Source organism: Thioalkalivibrio sp. AKL10 (assembly GCF_000381845.1).
GTDB lineage: Bacteria > Pseudomonadota > Gammaproteobacteria > Ectothiorhodospirales > Ectothiorhodospiraceae > Thioalkalivibrio > Thioalkalivibrio versutus.
Genome location: NZ_KB907142.1, coordinates 193,697 through 213,210 on the forward strand (window position 1 = coordinate 193,697; position 19,514 = coordinate 213,210).

The 19,514-nt window shown below is 67.8% G+C and carries 15 protein-coding genes; 3 read left to right on the plus strand and 12 right to left on the minus strand.

Translation table 11 applies throughout. The features are described 5' to 3' along the window. Positions 1-4: 4 nt before the first annotated feature. From holA to leuS, 3 genes are read right to left on the minus strand one after another with little or no spacing between them, the layout of a single operon-like run. Positions 5-1,042, minus strand: a complete 1,038-nt coding sequence (gene holA / locus G333_RS0100925; protein ID WP_019568431.1) for a DNA polymerase III subunit delta — start codon at positions 1,040-1,042, stop codon at positions 5-7. Next, entirely contained in the window at positions 1,042-1,581 is a 540-nt protein-coding gene (gene lptE, locus G333_RS0100930) for an LPS assembly lipoprotein LptE (RefSeq protein ID WP_026287982.1), read from the minus strand. The genes holA and lptE overlap by 1 nt, the downstream gene beginning before the upstream one ends. After that, complete coding sequence (gene leuS / locus G333_RS0100935) at positions 1,578-4,169, minus strand: leucine--tRNA ligase (RefSeq protein WP_019627434.1); 2,592 nt, start codon at positions 4,167-4,169, stop codon at positions 1,578-1,580. The genes lptE and leuS overlap by 4 nt, the downstream gene beginning before the upstream one ends. Positions 4,170-4,390: 221 nt before the next feature. Here leuS and G333_RS0100940 point away from each other — a divergent pair, with 221 nt between their 5' ends. Next, positions 4,391-5,245 (plus strand): DUF2189 domain-containing protein, encoded by an 855-nt coding sequence (locus G333_RS0100940; protein WP_018146427.1) that lies wholly within the window; start codon positions 4,391-4,393, stop codon positions 5,243-5,245. 117 nt (positions 5,246-5,362) lie between these two features. Here G333_RS0100940 and G333_RS0100945 read toward each other — a convergent pair whose 3' ends face one another. Further along, on the minus strand, positions 5,363-7,777 hold the full coding sequence (locus G333_RS0100945; protein ID WP_019627435.1) for a Lon protease family protein: 2,415 nt from the start codon (positions 7,775-7,777) through the stop codon (positions 5,363-5,365). Positions 7,778-7,974: 197 nt separating this feature from the next. On the opposite strand from G333_RS0100945, the gene G333_RS0100950 reads away from it, so the two are divergent. After that, positions 7,975-8,532, plus strand: coding sequence for a zinc ribbon-containing protein (locus G333_RS0100950; protein ID WP_018938778.1), 558 nt, complete (start codon positions 7,975-7,977; stop codon positions 8,530-8,532). A gap of 4 nt (positions 8,533-8,536) precedes the next feature. Here the strand turns inward: G333_RS0100950 and lnt are convergent, their stop codons facing one another. The 7 genes from lnt to G333_RS0100985 form a co-directional block, all read right to left on the minus strand. Continuing rightward, on the minus strand, positions 8,537-10,027 hold the full coding sequence (gene lnt / locus G333_RS0100955; RefSeq protein WP_018168197.1) for an apolipoprotein N-acyltransferase: 1,491 nt from the start codon (positions 10,025-10,027) through the stop codon (positions 8,537-8,539). Between the two features lie 5 nt (positions 10,028-10,032). Further along, the gene (locus G333_RS0100960) at positions 10,033-10,965 is read right to left on the minus strand and encodes an HlyC/CorC family transporter (protein ID WP_018176983.1); all 933 of its coding nucleotides are present in this window, start codon (positions 10,963-10,965) and stop codon (positions 10,033-10,035) included. Further along, positions 10,958-11,473, minus strand: a complete 516-nt coding sequence (ybeY, locus tag G333_RS0100965; RefSeq protein WP_018952077.1) for an rRNA maturation RNase YbeY — start codon at positions 11,471-11,473, stop codon at positions 10,958-10,960. The genes G333_RS0100960 and ybeY overlap by 8 nt, the downstream gene beginning before the upstream one ends. Then, the gene (locus G333_RS0100970; protein ID WP_019563619.1) at positions 11,463-12,476 is read right to left on the minus strand and encodes a PhoH family protein; all 1,014 of its coding nucleotides are present in this window, start codon (positions 12,474-12,476) and stop codon (positions 11,463-11,465) included. Before G333_RS0100970 ends, ybeY begins: the two co-directional genes overlap by 11 nt. 12 nt (positions 12,477-12,488) lie before the next feature. Continuing rightward, positions 12,489-13,841 carry a tRNA (N6-isopentenyl adenosine(37)-C2)-methylthiotransferase MiaB gene (gene miaB, locus G333_RS14175; protein ID WP_018168201.1) on the minus strand — a complete coding sequence of 451 codons (1,353 nt, stop codon included), beginning with the start codon at positions 13,839-13,841 and terminating at the stop codon, positions 12,489-12,491. Between the two features lie 45 nt (positions 13,842-13,886). Next, positions 13,887-14,372 (minus strand): single-stranded DNA-binding protein, encoded by a 486-nt coding sequence (gene ssb / locus G333_RS0100980; protein WP_018146435.1) that lies wholly within the window; start codon positions 14,370-14,372, stop codon positions 13,887-13,889. 128 nt (positions 14,373-14,500) lie between these two features. Beyond that, a complete protein-coding gene (locus tag G333_RS0100985) occupies positions 14,501-15,871 on the minus strand; it encodes an MFS transporter (protein ID WP_018168202.1) in 1,371 nt (456 codons plus the stop codon). Positions 15,872-16,063: 192 nt separating this feature from the next. Here G333_RS0100985 and uvrA point away from each other — a divergent pair, with 192 nt between their 5' ends. Then, the gene (gene uvrA, locus G333_RS0100990; protein WP_019627436.1) at positions 16,064-18,916 is read left to right on the plus strand and encodes an excinuclease ABC subunit UvrA; all 2,853 of its coding nucleotides are present in this window, start codon (positions 16,064-16,066) and stop codon (positions 18,914-18,916) included. 172 nt (positions 18,917-19,088) lie between these two features. Here the strand turns inward: uvrA and rplQ are convergent, their stop codons facing one another. After that, positions 19,089-19,478 carry a 50S ribosomal protein L17 gene (rplQ, locus tag G333_RS0100995; RefSeq protein WP_018146438.1) on the minus strand — a complete coding sequence of 130 codons (390 nt, stop codon included), beginning with the start codon at positions 19,476-19,478 and terminating at the stop codon, positions 19,089-19,091. Between the last annotated feature and the right edge of the window lie 36 nt (positions 19,479-19,514).

Consider the following 19,514-nt stretch of genomic DNA (forward strand, 5'->3'; position numbering starts at 1 on the left):
GCAGTCAGACTCGTTGAGAATTCAGTGCGGGTTCGGGTCGGGTCAGCGGCCGCCCCGCCATACGGGCCACCAAGTCTAGCAACCCCTGCCTGGCATTGCCGTTTTCCTGACCCTTGATGACCCGATCCACGCGCGCGGCCTCGCCCAGCAGGCCCCGCGCCGCGCTCAGGTCCAGGCGCGACATTGCCTGGCGCAGGGCCTTCTGGCCGTCGCCAAAGCTGCCCTGGAAGGCCTCGCGGTCGGGCGCGCCGGCCGCCTTGCGCTCCATCGCCTGCACCAGCAGCCGGCACTCGCGCGCCAGCGCCCACAGGATCAGCGGCTCGGCCTGCCCCTCGTCCAGCAGCCCCTCCAGCATGCGCAGGGCGTGGCGGACATCGCCGCGCAGCGCGGTCGGGGCCAGGGCAAACAGCTCGAAGCGCGCGGAATCCGTGGTGGCCTCCGCCAGCACGGACTCGTCGATCTCGGTCACGCCGGCCAGCGCCAGCTTCTCGATCTCCTGGCGCGCGGCCAGCAGGTTGCCCTCCACCCGCGCGACCAGCAACGCCAGCGCCGGGTCGGTGATGCGCAGACCGTTCCTCTGCAGCCGCGCACGGATCCAGCTACCCAGCTGGGCCGGCGGCACCGGGCGCGCGTGGATCACCACCGCACGGTTCTCCAGGGCCTTGAACCAGGCCGCCCGCCGCATGTCGCGATCCGGCCGCGGCAACTGCAGCAGCAGAACCAGGTCAGCCTGCGGGTCGCCGGCGTAGGCCTTCAGGTGGTCGCCACCGGTCTTGCCCGGCTTGCCGGTCGCCAGGCGCACGTCCAGCACCGTGCGCTCGGCAAACAGCGACCGGTCGCGGATCGCGGCCTCGAACGGGCCCCAGTCCGATTGCGCGGTCAGGTCCAGCACCGTGCGCTCCAGGAAGCCCTGCTCGCGGGCGGCAGCGCGGATCGCATCGGCCGCCTCGATCGCCTGCAACGGCTCCTCGGCCAGCAACAGGTAGATCGGCGCGAGCCCGCGCGCCAGATCCTGCTCCAGGCGGGCGATATCCAGCGCCATTACGGGGCCGGGTCCTCCGCGGCTTCGCGCAGGCTGCCGTCCGGCTCGATCAGTGCGGCGATCCGGCGCTGCAGCTGGCTGACGATGTCGCGGTCCATCGCCTCGCGCAGGGTGGATTCGCGCTCGCCCCGGCTGAGCACCGCGGTGCCATCGAACAGATAGATGCGCGAGGCGCGCAGTGGCCCCAGGTCGACCGCCTCGCCGTCCACCGGGCGCAGGCGCGCGTCGACCGTGCGCACCAGTTCGTACTCGGACACCCGCGCGGCCTCGGTCACCGACAGCGTGCGGCGCTGATCGTTGACCGAACGGATCTCCAGGATCGCACCCTGGCCCTCCGGGCGCTGGCGCACGACGTCCACGCCCGAGGAGCCCAGGGTCACGGCCAGTTCGCGGTACAGCGAGTCGCGCGCATTGATGCCAGTGATCTGCACCGGATTCAGTGTCTCCGGCCACTCGCTACCGCCACGCAGCTGAAAGCCGCAGGCGGCCAGCGCGGCCACCAGGACCAGTACCAGACCCGCGCGCAAAAGGGCGCTCATTGCGGCTTCACCACGAAATTGACCAGACGGCCGGGAACAACAATCACCTTGATCACATCCTGCCCCTCGATATGGCGCTGCACGTTCTCGTCGTTGCGCGCAACGGTCTCGATCGCGTCCTTGTCGGCCCCGGACGGGACCGCGATCTCGGCACGGCGCTTGCCGTTCACCTGCACCGCCAGGGTCTCCTGCGCGGCCTGGCGTGCGGCCTCGTCGACCTGCGGCCATTGCGTGGCGGCCACCAGCTCGTCGTGACCCAGGGTCCGCCACAGCGTTTCGGTCACGTGCGGGATGATCGGGGCCAGCATGCGCACGATGCCCTCCAGCGCCTCCTGGCGCACGGCCGGGGCCCCGGCGGCGTCCTGCGGGAACTTGCCGAGGTCGTTCAGCAATTCCATGTTCGCGGCCACCGCGGTGTTGAAGGTCTGGCGCCGGCCGATGTCGTCGGTAACCTTGGCGATGGTGTCGTGCAGCTTGCGCCGCAGCTCGCGCCCGGCATCGTCCAGCGCGTCCGTGTCCAGCGCCCCGGGCGACTCGCCGCCCACGTGCTCGTGGACCGCGCGCCACAGGCGCTTGATGAAGCGATGCGCGCCCTCCACGCCGGAGTCGGACCATTCCAGCGACAGGTCCGGCGGGGCCGCGAACATGGTGAACAGCCGCGCGGTATCCGCGCCGAAGCGCTCGATCAGGGCCTGCGGGTCCACGCCGTTGTTCTTCGACTTGGACATCTTCTCCATGCCGCCGACCACGACCGGCGCCCCGTCCTCGCGGTGGCGCGCGGCCTTCACCGAACCGTCCTCGGCGCGTTCCAGTTCGACGTCCGCCGGGTTGATCCAGTCCTTCCCGCCGTCAGCACGCTCGCGGAAGAAGGTCGGTGCGATCACCATGCCCTGGGTCAGCAAGCGGGTGAACGGCTCGTCGGAGGCCAGCAGGCCCTCGTCGCGCAGCAGCTTGTGGAAGAAGCGCGCGTACAACAGGTGCAGCACCGCGTGCTCGATGCCGCCGACGTATTGATCCACCGGCAGCCAGTGGTCGGCGCGCGCATCCAGCATGGCCGTGTCGTTGTCGGCACAGGCGTAGCGGGCGAAGTACCAGCTGGATTCGAAGAAGGTGTCGAAGGTATCGGTCTCGCGCCGCGCCGGCTGCCCGCATTCCGGGCACGGGGTCTCGAAGAATTCGGGCATGCGCGCCAGCGGCGAGCCGGCCCCGTCCGGGATCACGTCCTCGGGCAGGCGCACCGGCAGGTCGGCTTCCGGCACCGGCACCGCCCCACAGGCCTCGCAGTGGATCACCGGGATCGGGCAACCCCAGTAGCGCTGGCGCGAGATACCCCAGTCGCGCAGGCGGTAGTTGCGCCGGCGCCGGCCGATGCCGGTCTGCTCCAAGTGCTCGGCGATCGCCGCCTTGGCCGCCTCCGATGCCTGGCCGTCGAAATCACCGGAGTTCACCAGCACGCCGGCCTCGGTGAACGCGGCCTGCTGCACATCGACCGTGGCGCCATCCGCCGGGGCGATCACCTGGCGGATCGGCAGGCCATATTTCGTCGCGAACTCGTGGTCGCGCTCGTCATGCGCGGGCACGGCCATCACCGCGCCGGTGCCGTATTCCATCAGCACGAAGTTGGCGACCCAGACCGGGACATCCTCGCCGGTCAGTGGGTGGCGGGCGGTGAAACCCAGCGCGCGGCCCTTCTTCTCCATCGTGGCCAGGTCCGCCTCGGCCACCCCGCCCTGCGCGCAGTCGGCGACGAACGCGGCCAGCTCGGCGTCCTGCTCCGCCAGCGCCTGCACCCGTGGGTGCTCCGGCGCCAGCGCCATGTAGGAGACGCCGAACAGGGTATCCGGGCGCGTGGTGTAGACGGCCAGCGCCTCGCCACCGTCCACCGCGAACTCGAGCTCCACGCCCTCGGAACGCCCGATCCAGTTGCGCTGCATGGTGCGCACCTGGTCCGGCCAGCCGTCCAGCTCGTCCAGGGCCTCCAGCAGTTCGTCGGCGTAGTCGGTGATGCGCAGGAACCACTGCGGCATCTCGCGGCGCTCGACGACCGCCCCGGAGCGCCAGCCACGGCCCTCGATCACCTGTTCGTTGGCGAGCACGGTCTGATCCACCGGGTCCCAATTCACGGTCGCCTTCTTGCGATAGACCAGGCCTTTCTTCAGCAGGCGCACGAACAGCCACTGTTCCCAGCGGTAGTAATCGGAATCACAGGTGGCGAACTCGCGCGACCAGTCGTAGGCAAACCCCAGGCGCTTGAGCTGGGTGCGCATCTGCTCGATGTTCTGGCGGGTCCAGGCCGCCGGCGGCACGTGGTTCTGCATCGCCGCGTTCTCGGCCGGCAGGCCAAAGGCGTCCCAGCCCATCGGCTGCAGCACGCTGCGCCCCTGCATGCGCTGGAAGCGCGCGATCACGTCGCCGATGGTGTAGTTGCGCACATGCCCCATGTGCAGCTTGCCCGAGGGATACGGGAACATGGACAGGCAGTAGAACGGCTCGCCGGCGGCATCCTCGCGCGCACGGAAGCAGTCGGCCTCCTCCCACTGGCGCTGCACCTGCGCCTCGATCATCTCCGGGGAATACTGCTCCTGCATGTGGCCCACCTGCCCTGTGTGTTCGCGTGAAACAAAGAACTGCGCAGAATACCAGTCGCCCCCACCCCCTCCAAGCGGCTGGGAAACGGCCCGGCCACCCCTCGCCACACGTCTTCGATGTGATATCCGTCACGCAACTCCGGGAACAGTACCCCCACCTGACTGCCACAAGACCTACATTCAAAGAAAGCGGTTGGCAAAACGTTCCAAGGAGGCAGGTTATGAGCGAAGAGAAAGACGTGGTCCCCATGCTCCAGCGCGCCTATCCCGAGGACTTGGGGGAAACGGTCCCCGAACACACGCCGGAGACGGATTCCCCGGCCATCCGCGAGATCGCGACGGAGGACCTGGGCACCTGGCTCGGCAAAGGCTGGCGGGACCTCTGGCAGATGCCAGTGGCCCTGGTGCACGGCCTGGTGATCACCCTGGCCGCGCTGATCCTGCTGGGCCTGTCCTGGAATCAGCCGTGGATGGCCTTCTCGCTTCTGGCCGGCATCCTGCTCCTCGGACCCGTACTCGCCGTCGGTGTGAACTACCTCGCGCTGCAGAAAGAGCGCGGCGAGCCGGGCGGTTCCGGCCTCGGCTGGCTGGGGCCGATGGGTGGCTCGATCTGGGCCTTTGCCGCGCTGCTGGCCATCCTGTTCGTGATCTGGGCCAGCTTTGTGTGGATGTGGATCGCGGTGCTTAACATCGGCGAAATCGCGGTCATGGGGCAGTTGCATCACCTGGTGGGCGCGATGCTCAGCAGCGGCGCCGGCATTATCTCGCTGGTCGGGGTGGTGGTGGCCGCCATTGTGTTCGGCCTCGCGGTATTCGCCCTCAGCCTGGTCACGATCCCGGCCCTGCTGGATCACCGGATACGCGATGATGCCCCGCAAAAGAGCCTGATCGAATCGATCGGGGTCAGCCTGAAGGCCTTCAGCCACAACCCGGGTACGCTGATCCTGTGGGGTCTGATCATCACCGCGCTGTTCATGGTCTCGGTGGCAACCGCGCTGCTGGCGCTGATCGTGATCTTCCCCTGGCTGGGCTTTGCCATGTGGCACGGCTACCGGGATCTGGTCGACGCCCGTTAATCCCCAGCGACGCCCCACGCGATGGGTCCGACCCCGCGTCGGGCCCATGCCAGTCCACCTCGCGCTCCATCTCGGGTCGGCGAACGGAAGCCCCGGGGGACACCAATTGATGCCCCCTCAGGCATCCTCCCCGGAGGGGCCGCCCGGCGTGGCTTCCGCATCGTCATCGCGGGACCCGCGCCGATGGCTCAAACGCGCAAACGCCGCCAGGCGATCGGCGACCACGCGGTTGAAGCTGCCCGCCGGGAACCCCCCCCACGCGCCGCGTTCACCCGCCGTCATCCCGGTCAGGAGCTCGATGGCCTCGTCCACCGTGGCTACGGGGTAGACATGGAATCGTCCCTCCGCGATCGCCTCGCGGACGTCGTGGCGCAGCATCAGGTTCTCGACATTACTCCCCGGCAACAGCACACCGTGACCATCCAGTTCGCCGGCCTCGCGACAGACGTCGAAGAAGCCCTCGATCTTCTCGTTGACCCCACCCACGGCCTGGACCTCGCCATGCTGGTTGAGCGAGCCGGTAACCGCCAGCGACTGGTGCAACGGGATCCGCGCGATCGCCGACAACAACGCGCAGGTCTCGGCCACCGAGGCGGAATCCCCCTCGATGTCGCCATACGACTGCTCGAAGGCCAGGCTGGCGGACAGCGAGAGCTCGGCGTCCTCGGCATAGTGGCTGGCGATGAACCGGGACAGGATCATCACCGCCTTGCTGTGCACCGGGCCACCCAGCTTGGCCTCGCGTTCGATGTCGACCACATGGCCCTTGCCCGAGCGCGCGGTCGCGGTGATCCGGATTGGCCGCCCGAACATCGCGTCGCCCAGCTGCAGCAGCGACAGCCCGTTGACCTGGGCAATCTGCGCCCCACTGGTGGCGATCAGCACCACCCCGCGACGGATCTGCTCCAGGCTGCGGCGCTGTAGCCGCGCACCGCGCTCCTGGCGTTCCCGGATGGCCTGTTCGACATGCCCGGCGCCGACGACGTCCGCGCCGGCCTCCCTCGCCCAGTGATCGGCCTCCAGCAGCAGGTCGCGCAGGGTGCGATCGTGGGCCGACAGCTTGCACTGGTCGCCGGCCAGACGGCTGGCATGCTCGATCACGCGCGCCACCGCCTCGCGGTTCAGCGGCCGTAGTTCGACACGCCGCGCCATCGTGGCCAGCATGCGCGCATACAGCACATGACTGGCGTCGCTGCGGTCCAAGTCGTCCTCGAAGTCGGCCTCGACCTTGAACAACTCAAGGAAGTCCGGATCGAACGCGGACAGCAGGTAGTACAACAGGCGATCACCGATCAGCACCACCTTCGGGGCCACCGGAATGGGATCCGGCTCCAGCCCCACCGCACTCACCAGCCCGAACAGGCGCTCCAGGGACTCGATGCGGATCTCGCCGGAAAACAGGACCCGTTTGAGGCTCTCCCAGGCCAGCGGCTGCGTCAGCACACGCCGGGCATCCACGATCAGGTAACCGCCACTGGCCCGGTGCAGGGCCCCGGCGCGCACCAGCGAGAAATCGGTAACCAGGGCCCCCTCGTGCACCTGGTGCTCGATCAGGCCGGTCAAGTGCTGATGATTCGGCAGGTCCTCGTAGATCACCGGGGCGCCCCGCGTGTCCGCGTGATCCACCAGCAGGTTGATGCGAAACCGTTCCAGCAGCCCCTCGGGCGGGGCATGGCTACGGCCGCCGCGAAACGCCTCCGCGTGTCTCACCACCTCGTCGAGGATCGCCTCCAGATGCTCGACCACCGCCGGCCGGTGTGACCATTTCTCCTTCAGCTCGTGGATCGGGCCGCCCAGGGCCCATTGCAGCATCTCCGCATTCAGGGCCCGAATCTTCTCCTGCAGCTCCTTGCGCAGGCGAGGCACCTGGTGCATGACCTGCTGCAACTTCTCCTGCAGCTCCTCGACCTTCTCGTCGATGCGCCCGCGTTCCTCCTCGGACAGTGCGTCGTATTCCTCCGGCTTGAGGATCTCCCCATCGCGCATCGGCGCGAACGAGAAGGTGTGTGGCGCGCTGATCAGGGCAATGTCGTGCGCCTCGGCCTCTTCCTGCACCTTGCGCGCACCCTCGGTCTGGGCCTCTTCAGACCCATCCTTCAGCTCCTGCAGGCGCCGCTGGTATTCCTCGCTCTCGAACGCGGCCGGGATACTGGCATGCAGGTCTTCGATCAGACGGTCCAGGTCCGCCTGAAGGGTCCGGCCCTCGCCGGCCGCTAGACGAACGGCCCGCGGACACTCCGGCTGCTGAAAGTTGAACACGTAGCCCCAGTCCGGCGGGGCAGACTCGTCGGCCGCGCGGCGCTCCAGAAAGCGTCGCACCAGGTCGTGCCGCCCGCTGCCTGCCGGCCCCAGCACGAACAGGTTGAAACCATTGCCACGCATCGACGCACCGAATTCGAGCGCACGCAGCACGCGTTCCTGGCCACAGGGCAACTCGAGCGCCTCCAGCGTCTCGGTGGTCTCGAAATCCAGATGCTCTGGCGGGCACCGCTGGTAGACCTGCTCCGCGGTCAGGGATGCGGGTCGCGTCATATCCGTCTCCACTGTTGTTAGCCCCTACCTTGCGGGAGATGCAGCTCAATATGCACCCCCTGATTGCCGGTAACCAACGAAACCCGCTCCCGTGACGCTAGTGCGGCCCGGCCATCGTGCTACCTTGGACGCATTGACCATCCGAAACGTCCCCGAGCGGGACACACAGCAACATATCGATCAGCGAGGAGCAGCGCATGAGCGACAAACCCAGGGATACGGCCCCGGAACACGACCAGGAACGCGAGCACCGGTTGAGCGATGCGTACCACCGCATGCTGAACGAGGTCACCGAGGATCTCGAAAAGCTGGAGGACAAGACCAGCAAGGCGATCACCGAGGCTCTGGAGAACGCCCGCGACCGCGTGCAGAAGGCCAGTGACCTGACCCGCGAAGAGGCTCACGAGGTGATGGACTACCTGCGCCGCGACCTGCAGGATCTGGGCGCCTACCTCGACAACCGCAGCTCCGACTGGCGTGGCTGGCTGCAGATCGATCTGGGTCTGATCGAGGCCAGCATCAAGAACGCCCTGGAACGCATCGCCGACCGCACCCGGGTCGAGATCACCGAACTGACGGCGCGCGCCCAGGTAATGGGCGAGTGGCACACCGGCGAGATCACCGGCCCCGGCGAATTGCTCTGCAAGCAATGCGGCCATCCCGTGCACATGACGAAGGTCGGCCGCATCCCGCCGTGCTCCAACTGCCACAACACGACGTTCCGTCGCGGCCCCGGCGGGACCGAGGCCGAATAACCCGTCAGCGTCGGCGGCGACGGCCGACCGCGGCACCGGCAACCACCAGCACCAGCGCGGCCAGCACGGCCGGCCCCGCCCCGGTGGCGGTTGCCGGCGTCACGCCGTGGCGAGGCTGCAGCGTGCCCGTGACTACCTCGCGGGTGAAGATTCCCGAACGCTCGAGTATCCGGCCATCGGCATCAATCAGGGCCGAGATGCCGGTATTGGTTGCCCGGATCATCGGGCGCCCGGTCTCCACCGCCCGTACCCGGGCAATCTGCAGATGCTGGGCCGGGGCGAGGCTGTCGCCAAACCAGGCGTCGTTGGAGACGTTGACCAGGAACCCGGCCTCTGGCAGCGCGGCGCGGATGTGGCGCGAATATGCCGCTTCGTAGCAGATGCTGACCCCGGCGGTCTGACCGGCCACCCGCATGCGCCCGTCGCCGGTGCCCGGGGAAAGGTCGGACATCGGGATCGCCAGCAACCGGTCCAGCCAGTCGAGCTGGCCGCGCAACGGGATGTACTCGCCGAAGGGGACCAGCTGGCGCTTGTTGTAGCCGGCCCCGGTGGTCACGTTGACCACCGAGTTGTACACATGGCGTCCGGCCGAAGCATGGTCGAAGACCCCAGTCACCAGTTCGCTGTCATGCTCCGCCAGCGACTGGGCGAGCTGCCCGAGTGGCTGCTGGACCTCGACATAGAACGCGGGGATCGCGGTCTCCGGCCAGACCACCAGGTCCACCTCACCCGCCTCGCGGGTCAGTTCCTCGTAGACCCCCAGCGAATACTCGATGCCATCGGCATCCCACTTGCGCGCCTGATCGATGTTGCCCTGGACCATGGCCACCGAGATCGTCTCGCCGCCCGGCTCCACCCAGCGCGCGAGCCCCAGCGACAACGAGGCGATCACCAGGGCCCCCACCAGGCCCGCGCCCAGCCAGCGCTGCCGGGTCAGAAACACCAGGACCAGCGCCACGGCCAGCAGGGCTACCACCAGCCCCGCCCCCAGCTCGCCGACCAGTGGCAGCCAGGGCTGCAGCGGCGTGTCGAGCACGGTGTGGCCGAACAGCAGCCAGGGAAAGCCGGAGAACAGCCAGGAACGCGCCAGCTCCATCAGCACCAGGCCACCGGCCAGCGCCAGCAACCCGGCCGGACGCCCCAGTGGCAGGAAGCGCGCCGCCAACCCGGCCAGCAACGCCGGATAGCCCGCCAGGGCCAGTACGAATAGCACGGTAATCAGCGAGGCGACCACCAGCGGCGCCTGCCCGAACACCAACAGGCTATTGAAGATCCAGCTCACCCCCATCCCGAAGAATCCGAGGCCGAAGGCATAGCCCGTCCACGCGGCTCGGCGCGGTCGGGCACCCGGCAACAGGGCGAACCACACGGCCAGGGCCAACGGGGCGGCCAGGAACCAGCCAACCGGGGCAAAGGCCAGGGTTGCACCCGCCCCGGCCAGCAGGGCAACGAGCCCGGAGGCCCAGGGCGGCAGGCGTTCGACAAGGGTCTGCATGCCGATCAGGGGATGTGGCGGTCGTCCGGCTCCCGGGCCGGACCATCGAACGGCTGCGAGCCTTCACCGGTGGCAGCCTGCATGTCCGGCTCCGGCAGGCGCATCTCCAGCAGGTGCAGGCGCCGATTGTCGGCGCGCAGGACGCGGAACTGCATGCCATCCACGACGATCTGTTCGCCACGGCGCGGGACATGCCCGAAATGCGACAGCACCAGGCCCCCGATGGTGTCGAAGTCGTCCTCGCTGTAGGCGGTCTGGAAGTAGGCGTTGAACTCCTCCATCGGGGTCAGCGCCTTGATGGTGTAACGCCCGCCGGGGTGCTGCATGATCTGGGTCAGGTAGTCCTCGACATCGTGCTCGTCCTCGATCTCGCCAACGATCTGCTCCAGAACGTCCTCGATGGTCACCAGGCCGGCCACGCCGCCATACTCGTCCACCACGATCGCCATGTGGTTGCGGCTCAGGCGAAATTCCTTCAGCAACACGTTCAGCCGCTTGCTCTCCGGCACGAACACCGCCGGGCGCAGGATCTCCTGCATATCGAAGGCGGCATCGTCCGGCTCGCCAAAGAAGCGCAGCAGGTCCTTGGCGAGCAGGACGCCGACCACCTCGTCGCGGTGATCCCCCACCACCGGCAGGCGCGAATGCGCGGAAGCGACCACGTCCGGGAGGAACTCGGAGAGCCCGGCGTCGCGGCGCACCACTTCCATCTGCGCGCGCGGGATCATGATGTCGCGCACCTGCATGTCGGCGACGTTGAGCACCCCCTCCAGCATGGTCAGGGCCTCGGGATCGACCAGCTCGCGGGCGTGGGCACCGCGCAGGCACTCGATCAGCTCGTGTCGGGTCGCCGGCTCGCGGCGCGGGCGCAGGATCTCGCCGGCGCGGATCAGCCAGCGCCGCCAGATCGGTTGTTCGTCGGGTTCGGGTTCAGGCATCGGGGGCGGTTCCGGCAGGATGCGGCGACAGGACGCGGGCCGGAGGGTCGGCATCGTAGGGGTTGGGATAGCCTAACCCGGCCAGGATCGAGGACTCAATTGCCTCCATCCGCGCGGCCTCGTCCGGCGTCTGGTGATCCATGCCCTGCAGGTGCAACATCCCGTGCACCACCATGTGGTGGTAATGGGCCGCCAGCGTCTTGCCCTGTTCCGCCGCCTCGCGCGCCAGCACCGGCACGCACAGGACGATATCACCGAGATAGGCGCTCGCCTCGGGGGGCAAGCCCGGCGGCAGCGCCGGCGCCGGGAATGACAGCACATTGGTCGCGTAGTCGCGTCCCCGGAAGGTGTGATTCAGCGACTGGCCCTCCTCGGCCTCCACCAGGCGCAGAGTGACTGTGGCCGCGCCCGCCCCGCGCCAGGCGGCGCGGGCCGCCCGGTGCAAGGTGGTGGGGCCGGGCAGACCGGCACGCGGAACAGCGTATTGCACCGCGATTTCAAGCGCCATCGGCACTCCGCCCGGAACCGGGCTCCGACTCCCCAGCCGGCTTGCCAGACGCATGGTCGTGGGCCTCGTAGGCCTCGACGATGCGCTGCACCAGCGGGTGTCGCACCACGTCACCGGCCTGGAAACGGGTGATATGCACCCCCTCCACGCCCTGCAGGATCTGCATCGCGTGCTTGAGGCCCGATCCCTGCCCCCGCGGCAGGTCCACCTGGGTGATGTCGCCGTTGACCACCGCAGTGGAGCCGAAGCCGATGCGGGTCAGGAACATCTTCATCTGCTCGAGGGTGGTGTTCTGCGCCTCGTCGAGGATGATGAAGGCCTCGTTCAGGGTGCGCCCGCGCATGTAGGCCAGCGGCGCGACTTCGATCACCTGGCGTTCCATCAAGCGTGCGGTCTGATCGAAGCCCATCAGTTCGTACAGGGCGTCGTACATCGGCCGCAGGTAAGGGTCGATCTTCTGCGCCAGATCGCCGGGCAAAAAGCCCAGGCGCTCGCCGGCCTCCACCGCCGGACGCACGAGCACCAGGCGCTGCACGCGGTCCTGCTCCAGTGCGGCGACCGCGGCGGCCACCGCAAGGTAGGTCTTGCCGGTCCCGGCCGGGCCGATGCCAAAACTGAGATCGTGCCGCGCGATCGCGGACAGGTATTTCGCCTGACGCGGGCCGCGACCCCGGATCACCGCGCGTTTGAGGCGCAACGTGGGATCGTCGCCCGTGCCCTCGGGCTCCGCCAACCCCTCAACATGGGCGGTCTGCAACGCAGTATGCACCTGCTCCAGGCTGACCGGTTCTTCCTGCGCCATCCGGTGCAGGTCGTGGATCAAGGCCCCGGCCGCCTTCACAGCACCGCCCGGCCCGGTGAGATTGAAGCGCGGCCCGCGATTGTGCACGGCCACGCCCAGGCGCGACTCGATCAGGCGCAGGTGGGCATCCAGCGGCCCGGAGATCCGCGCGAGCGTCTCCTGGTCACCAGGCTCCAGGGTGAAATCCAGACGATTGGCCATGAGTCGGTTTCCCTAGGCGCCGACGGCGGCGGGCATTGTCCGCTCCACCGTGCGCCCGCGCAGGGAATGTGCCAGGGCCTCGGTAATCTCGACCGGGATCAACTGCCCGATCAGGCCGGGGTCCCCGGCGAAGTTGACGATGCGGTTGTTCGCCGTGCGCGCGGCCAGTTCGCCGGGGTTGCGCTTGGCCGGACCTTCTACCAGTACCGGCTCGATGTTGCCCACCATGGACTCGTTTCGCGCGCGGCCGTTCTGCTCGATCAGGGCCTGCAACTCGGCCAGACGGGCCTTCTTGGTCGCCATCGGCACGTCATCCGGCAGCGATGCGGCCGGGGTGCCCGGACGCGCGCTGTAGATAAAGCTGAAGGAGAAATCAAAATGCAGCTCCTCGATCAGCTTCATCGTCGCGGCGTGGTCGGCGTCGGTCTCGCCGGGGAAGCCGACGATGAAGTCCGAGGAGAGATCCAGGTCCGGGCGCGCCTCGCGCAGGCGGCGGATCTTGGACTTGTATTCCAGGATCGTGTGGCCGCGTTTCATCTGCGCCAGGATGCGGTCGGAGCCGCTTTGCACCGGCAGGTGCAGGTGACTGACCAGCTTCGGTTCGTCGGCAAAGGCCTGGATCAGCGAATCGGAAAACTCCACCGGGTGCGAGGTAGTGAAGCGGATGCGCTCGATCCCGTCGACCGCCGCAACATAGTGGATCAGCAGGGCCAGGTCCGCAGTGTCGCCGTCATCCATTGGCCCGCGGTAGGCATTCACGTTCTGCCCCAGCAGGTTGATCTCCCTGACCCCCTGCGCGGCCAGCGCGACCACCTCGGCAATCACGTCGTCGAACGGGCGGCTGATCTCGTCGCCGCGCGTGTAGGGCACCACGCAGAAGCTGCAGTACTTGGAGCAGCCTTCCATCACCGAGACGAACGCACTCGGACCGTCGGCCTTCGGCTCCGGCAGGCGGTCGAATTTCTCGATCTCGGGGAAGGAGATATCCACCACCGGGGCGCGCTCACGGCGCACCGACTGGATCATGGCCGGCAGGCGATGCAGGGTCTGCGGGCCGAACACCAGATCCACGTACGGGGCCCGGGCGCGCAGGGCATCGCCCTCCTGACTGGCAACACAACCGCCCACACCGATGATCACCTCCGGCCGGCGTTCCTTGATCTGCCGCCAGCGCCCCAGTAGCGAGAAGACCTTCTCCTGCGCCTTCTCGCGAATGGAGCAGGTGTTCATCAGCAGCAGGTCGGCCTGCTCCGGATCATCGGTACGCTCCGCCCCGTGCAGCTCACGCAGTGCGTCGAGCATGCGATCGGAGTCGTACTCGTTCATCTGACAGCCGTGCGTCTGGATGTAGACCTTGCGGATCATGCTCTCGGTACTTCGCTAGTGGGTGAACAGTGGCTTATATGGACGTTAAAACGGGACGTCGTCGTCATCGAAGCCGCCGCCGGAGGCCGGCGCGTTGCTGCGGTTGCCGCCTTGCTGGCCACCGCCGCCGTAGGCATTGCCGCCGCCATAACCCGGGTCCTGGTCGAAACCGCCACCACCGCCGCCACTGCCACCGCGACCGCCGATCAGCTGCATCTCGTTGGCCACGACCTCGGTGCTGTAACGATCATTACCGGATTGGTCCTGCCATTTGCGGGTCTGGATCTTGCCTTCGACATAGACCTGCGAGCCCTTGGACAGGTACTGCGCGGCGATATCCGCCAGGCGCCCGAACATCACCACCCGGTGCCATTCGGTGTTCTCGCGCTTCTCGCCGGAGTTCTTGTCGGTCCACTGCTCCGACGTCGCCAGACGCAGATTGGTGACGGTAACCCCGTTCGGGGTCTCGCGCTTTTCCGGGTCGGCCCCGAGGTTGCCGAGCAGGATGACTTTGTTGACGCCGCGGGCCATGGGGCCTCCTTGTGTCCAGCATGGAGAAACAGATTCGGTAGTGTAGCAGCCCACCCCGGCCGCGACAGTGCACCGGTCCGGGATGTGGACAGATTCGCGCGGCCAGCCGGGGAGGCATTGCGCGCGTTCTACGCGCCTGGCTTACGCGCCAACCAGGCTGTCAGCTCGGGGGTGTCCGGGCCTCCTGGCTCCACCTTCAGGTACAAGGAACCGGCATCCGGTGACAGGTCCGCCTCGTGCACGCCGGGCCATGCGGCAAGCGCCCGCAGCAGTTCCGCGTCACGACCGGACCAGTGATCGGGTACCGCGACCACCCGGTTCGACCGGTAGCGCGGATGCATCCCGCGGGCGATCCACCACCAGGCCAGCAGCAACGGCACCCCAGCAAGGAACACCCCGACCGGCCCGACCAGTGTCAGCAGGACACCTCCCAGCACGCCGCCGGCGAAGATCCCAAGGAACTGCGCGGTGGCAAAGCCGCCCATCGCCGTGCCCTTGTGGGCGACCGGCGCCACGCGCGCAACCAGCGACGGCAGTCCCGCCTCAAGCAGGTTGAAGGCGGCAAAGAACAGGACCATCAGCGCCGCCAGCGTCCACAGACCGCCGCCGTCCAGCACCAGCAGGGCCAGCAGGATCTGCACCCCGGCCAGCAGGGCGATCGCCCCGCGCAGCACGCTGTGCACGCGCCGGCGGCGCTCGCCGAAGATGATCCCCGGGAGCATCAGCGCGAACCCCGCCAGCAGCACCGGCACATAGAACTTCCAGTGGCTGGCACCCGCTAGCCCGAGCGTCTCCACCAGCAGCACCGGGATAACCAGAAAGTTCGCGGCCAGGACCAGGTGCAGCACGAAGATGCCGAGGTTCAGGCGCAACAGATCCGGGGCGCGCAGCACGCGGGGCAGTGCCGACCAGACCGGCACCATGTCCGGGTGTGCCCGCGCCCGTGCCGGGGTTGGCACCCAAAGGAACAGGATCACGATCGCAACCAGCCCGAGCAATGCCGACAGGCCGAAGATCCCGGACAATCCCGCCGCCTGGTCCACCACCGGGCCCAGGGCCATCGCTGCGGTGAAGGTCAGGCCGATGGTCAGCCCGATCACGGCGAGCGCCCGCATGCGCCGTTCCTCGCCGACCAGGTCCGCTGTCAGGGCCAGGATCACCGCTGCCACCGCACCCGCCCCCTGCAGGGCACGCCCGAGGATGATGCCGTGGATGGTCTCGGCGACCGCGGCCAGCACACTGCCAGCAACGAACAGCAACAGCCCGGCGAGGATCAGCGGCTTGCGCCCCACCCGGTCCGACAGAAGCCCGAACGGGATTTGCAGCACGGCCTGGGTGAGTCCGTAGATCCCGAGCGCCAGGCCCATCAGCAGCGGGGTTGCGCCGGGGATACGGTCGGCATGCAGCATGAACACCGGCAGGACCATGAACAGGCCGGCCATGCGCACGCCATAAATCGCCGCCAGCCCAGTGGTGGCGCGCAGCTCGCGGGGATTCATGGCGTCCGGGACCGACGCGGGCAAGAAGAGCTCTTCATGTCCGGGGAGTTTACCGGCAAGCGCGCCGGGGAAACCATGGCGAGCGCGGCCCGGGTGTTACCATGGATGGTTTGCGGCGCCCCAATGAAAACACTGATCCGTGTTTTCGCTTGCGCGCCGCGCGACGTAACCCAGTGGAGTCGATCCAGCCCCATGGACAGCATCAGCATTCGCGGCGCCCGCACCCATAACCTGAAGAACGTGGACCTCGACCTGCCGCGCGAACGGCTGATCGTGATTACCGGCGTTTCCGGTTCGGGCAAATCCTCGCTGGCCTTCGACACCCTGTTCGCCGAGGGCCAGCGCCGCTACGTGGAGAGCCTGTCGACCTACGCCCGGCAGTTCCTGTCGATGATGGAAAAGCCCGACGTCGACCAAATCGAGGGTCTGTCGCCGGCGATCTCCATCGAGCAGAAGAGTACCTCGCACAACCCGCGGTCCACCGTCGGGACCATCACCGAGATCTACGACTACCTGCGCCTGCTGTTCGCGCGCGCCGGCGAGCCGCGCTGCCCGGAACACGGCGAGACCCTGGCCGCCCAGACCATCTCGCAGATGGTCGACCAGGTACTCGATCTGCCAGAGGGCGACAAGGTCATGCTGTTGTCGCCGGTGGTCCGCGGCCGCAAGGGCGAACACCACAAGATGCTCGAGGCCATGCGCTCCCAGGGCTACCTGCGCGCGCGTATCAATGGCGAGATCCACGACCTCGACGCCTTGCCGGCGCTGGACCCCAAGCGCAAACACAACATCGAGATCGTGATCGACCGCTTCCGCGTGCGCGAGGACCTGCGCCAGCGCCTGGCCGAGTCCTTCGAAACCGCCACCGAACTGGCCGATGGCCTGGCGCTGATCGCGTGGATGGACGAGCCGGAACGCGAGCCGATGATCTTCTCGGCGCGCTACGCCTGTCCGATTTGCGGCTATGCCCTGCGCGAGCTGGAGCCCCGGCTGTTCTCGTTCAACAACCCGGCAGGCGCCTGCCCCACCTGCGACGGCCTCGGTGTGCACCAGTTCTTCGACCCCGAACGGGTCGTGTCGCAGCCCGAGCTAAGCCTCGGTGGCGGGGCCGTACGGGGCTGGGATCGGCGCAACGCCTGGTACTTCAGCCTGCTGACCAGTCTCGCCCGGCATTACGACTTCGACGTGGAGGCCCCTTGGCAGGAATTGCCGGCCGAGGTCCGTGCGGTGGTCCTGCATGGTTCGGGCACGGAGAAGGTCAAGCTGTCGACCCCGGCCGCCAACGGCCAACTGCGCACCGACGAACGCGTGTTCGAGGGTGTGATCCCGAACCTGGAGCGGCGCTACCGCGAGACCGACTCCGCGGCAGTGCGCGAGGAACTGGGCCGCTACCAGGCGGAACAGCCCTGCCCCGACTGCCACGGCACGCGCCTCAACTCGGCCGCACGCAACGTCTTTGTCAGCGACATGACCCTGCCCGAGGTCACGCACATGAGCGTGGCCAACGCGCAGGCCTTTTTCGACGACCTCCGCCTGCCGGGACGCTTCGCCCAGATCGCCGAGAAGATCGTGCGCGAGATCTCCGCGCGCCTGGGGTTCCTCAACGATGTCGGCCTCGACTACCTGACCCTGGACCGCTCCGCCGACACGCTTTCCGGCGGCGAGGCCCAGCGTATCCGCCTGGCCTCGCAGATCGGCTCGGCCCTGGTCGGGGTGATGTACATCCTCGACGAGCCATCAATCGGGCTGCACCAGCGCGACAACGCACGCCTGCTGAAGACCCTGAGCCACCTGCGCGACCTCGGCAACACGGTCATCGTGGTGGAGCATGACGAGGATGCCATCCGACAAGCCGATTATGTCGTGGATATCGGGCCCGGCGCGGGTCGCCACGGCGGCCGCATTGTGGCGTCGGGCACCCCGGAGGCGGTCGCGAATCATCCCGATTCCCTCACCGGCGCATACCTGCGCGGCACCCGCTGCATCCCGGTGCCGGACCAGCGGACGCAGCCCGACGCGGAGCGCGAGATCCGCGTAATCGGCGCGCGTGGCAACAACCTGAAGGGCGGTGATTTCGCCTTCCCCACCGGGCTGTTCACCTGCGTGACCGGGGTCTCGGGCTCCGGCAAGTCCACCCTGGTCAACAACACCCTGTACCCGGCCGTCGCCACCGCCCTCCATGGCGGGCGCCACCACATCGAGGATCACGACCGCATCGACGGGATGGAGTTGATCGACAAAGTGGTCGACATCGACCAGAGCCCGATCGGGCGCACCCCGCGCTCCAACCCGGCCACCTATACCGGCCTGTTTACGCCCATACGCGAACTGTTTGCCGCAACCGGCGAGGCCCGCTCTCGCGGCTACAAGCCCGGGCGCTTCTCGTTCAACGTCCGTGGCGGGCGCTGCGAGGCCTGCCAGGGCGATGGCGTGATCAAGGTGGAAATGCACTTCCTGCCGGACGTCTTCGTCCCCTGCGACGTCTGCAAGGGCCATCGCTATAACCGCGAGACCCTGGACGTGCGCTACAAGGGCAAGAATATCCACGAAGTCCTGGAGATGACCGTCGAAGAGGCCCTCGACTTCTTCCAGCCGGTACCGGTGATCCACCGCAAGCTCGAGATGCTGATGGAGGTGGGCCTGTCCTACATCCAGCTGGGGCAGAATGCCACCACCCTTTCCGGTGGCGAGGCCCAGCGCATCAAGCTCGCCCGGGAGCTCTCCAAGCGCGATACCGGTCGTACGCTCTACATCCTCGACGAGCCGACCACCGGCCTCCATTTCGAGGATATCGCCCAGCTCCTGCGCGTGCTCCACCGCCTCCGCGACCATGGCAATACCATCGTCGTGATCGAGCACAACCTCGACGTCATCAAGACCGCCGACTGGCTGATCGATATCGGCCCGGAAGGCGGTAGCGGCGGCGGTGAACTCCTCGTGGCAGGCACTCCCGAAGCGGTGGCCGCCGCAGCCCACAGCCACACCGGGCAGTTCCTTGCACCGCTGCTCCCCGCCGCAAGCTCTTCTCACGCCGCCCACGGTTAACGACCCGCGGCCCTTTCCATCTCCACGGGCTGCGCGCCTGCGCACCGTCCCCACAGACCGCGCTTCCCTCTCTCTTTCTAAATTCGCCGTTACCCAGACGCAAGAAAGCCGGCCCAAGGCCGGCTTTCCGAGCGCTCAACCTGCGAGCGCGCTTTCCTCTGGCGACGGACCCTCAGGCGGCTTCGCCTTCTCCGGCATCCAGTTCCGGACGATCCACGAGTTCAACGTAGGCCATCGGGGCATTATCACCCGCGCGGTTGCCGCACTTCAGGATCCGCAGGTAGCCACCGGGCCGCGCCTGGTAGCGCGGACCCAGTTCGGCGAACAGCTTGCCCACAATCTCCTTGTCACGAAGACGGGCAAACGCCAGCCGACGGCCGTGAACGCTGTCTTCCTTGGCCAGCGTGATCAGCGGTTCGGCGACGCGACGCAGCTCTTTCGCCTTGGGCAGCGTGGTCTTGATCAGTTCGTGCCGGAACAGGGCCACGGACATGGCCTGAAACGTGGCCTTGCGGTGCGAGCTGTTGCGGCCAAGCTGACGGCCGGAATGACGATGACGCATGAGAGGCTTCCTCTAAAAAACGATGGGCGCGGGGCG

What these genes read in the sequence shown, in the direction of transcription:
- G333_RS0100970 (WP_019563619.1), bottom strand. Translation starts at nt 12,476, where the DNA reads ATGGCCAATCGTCTGGATTTCACCCTGGAGCCTGGTGACCAGGAGACG.
- G333_RS0100985 (WP_018168202.1), bottom strand. Translation starts at nt 15,871, where the DNA reads ATGAATCCCCGCGAGCTGCGCGCCACCACTGGGCTGGCGGCGATTTAT.
- G333_RS0100960 (WP_018176983.1), bottom strand. Translation starts at nt 10,965, where the DNA reads ATGCCTGAACCCGAACCCGACGAACAACCGATCTGGCGGCGCTGGCTG.
- uvrA (WP_019627436.1), top strand. Translation starts at nt 16,064, where the DNA reads ATGGACAGCATCAGCATTCGCGGCGCCCGCACCCATAACCTGAAGAAC.
- G333_RS0100945 (WP_019627435.1), bottom strand. Translation starts at nt 7,777, where the DNA reads ATGACGCGACCCGCATCCCTGACCGCGGAGCAGGTCTACCAGCGGTGC.
- ybeY (WP_018952077.1), bottom strand. Translation starts at nt 11,473, where the DNA reads ATGGCGCTTGAAATCGCGGTGCAATACGCTGTTCCGCGTGCCGGTCTG.
- miaB (WP_018168201.1), bottom strand. Translation starts at nt 13,841, where the DNA reads ATGATCCGCAAGGTCTACATCCAGACGCACGGCTGTCAGATGAACGAG.
- rplQ (WP_018146438.1), bottom strand. Translation starts at nt 19,478, where the DNA reads ATGCGTCATCGTCATTCCGGCCGTCAGCTTGGCCGCAACAGCTCGCAC.
- lnt (WP_018168197.1), bottom strand. Translation starts at nt 10,027, where the DNA reads ATGCAGACCCTTGTCGAACGCCTGCCGCCCTGGGCCTCCGGGCTCGTT.
- lptE (WP_026287982.1), bottom strand. Translation starts at nt 1,581, where the DNA reads ATGAGCGCCCTTTTGCGCGCGGGTCTGGTACTGGTCCTGGTGGCCGCG.
- G333_RS0100940 (WP_018146427.1), top strand. Translation starts at nt 4,391, where the DNA reads ATGAGCGAAGAGAAAGACGTGGTCCCCATGCTCCAGCGCGCCTATCCC.
- holA (WP_019568431.1), bottom strand. Translation starts at nt 1,042, where the DNA reads ATGGCGCTGGATATCGCCCGCCTGGAGCAGGATCTGGCGCGCGGGCTC.
- G333_RS0100950 (WP_018938778.1), top strand. Translation starts at nt 7,975, where the DNA reads ATGAGCGACAAACCCAGGGATACGGCCCCGGAACACGACCAGGAACGC.
- ssb (WP_018146435.1), bottom strand. Translation starts at nt 14,372, where the DNA reads ATGGCCCGCGGCGTCAACAAAGTCATCCTGCTCGGCAACCTCGGGGCC.
- leuS (WP_019627434.1), bottom strand. Translation starts at nt 4,169, where the DNA reads ATGCAGGAGCAGTATTCCCCGGAGATGATCGAGGCGCAGGTGCAGCGC.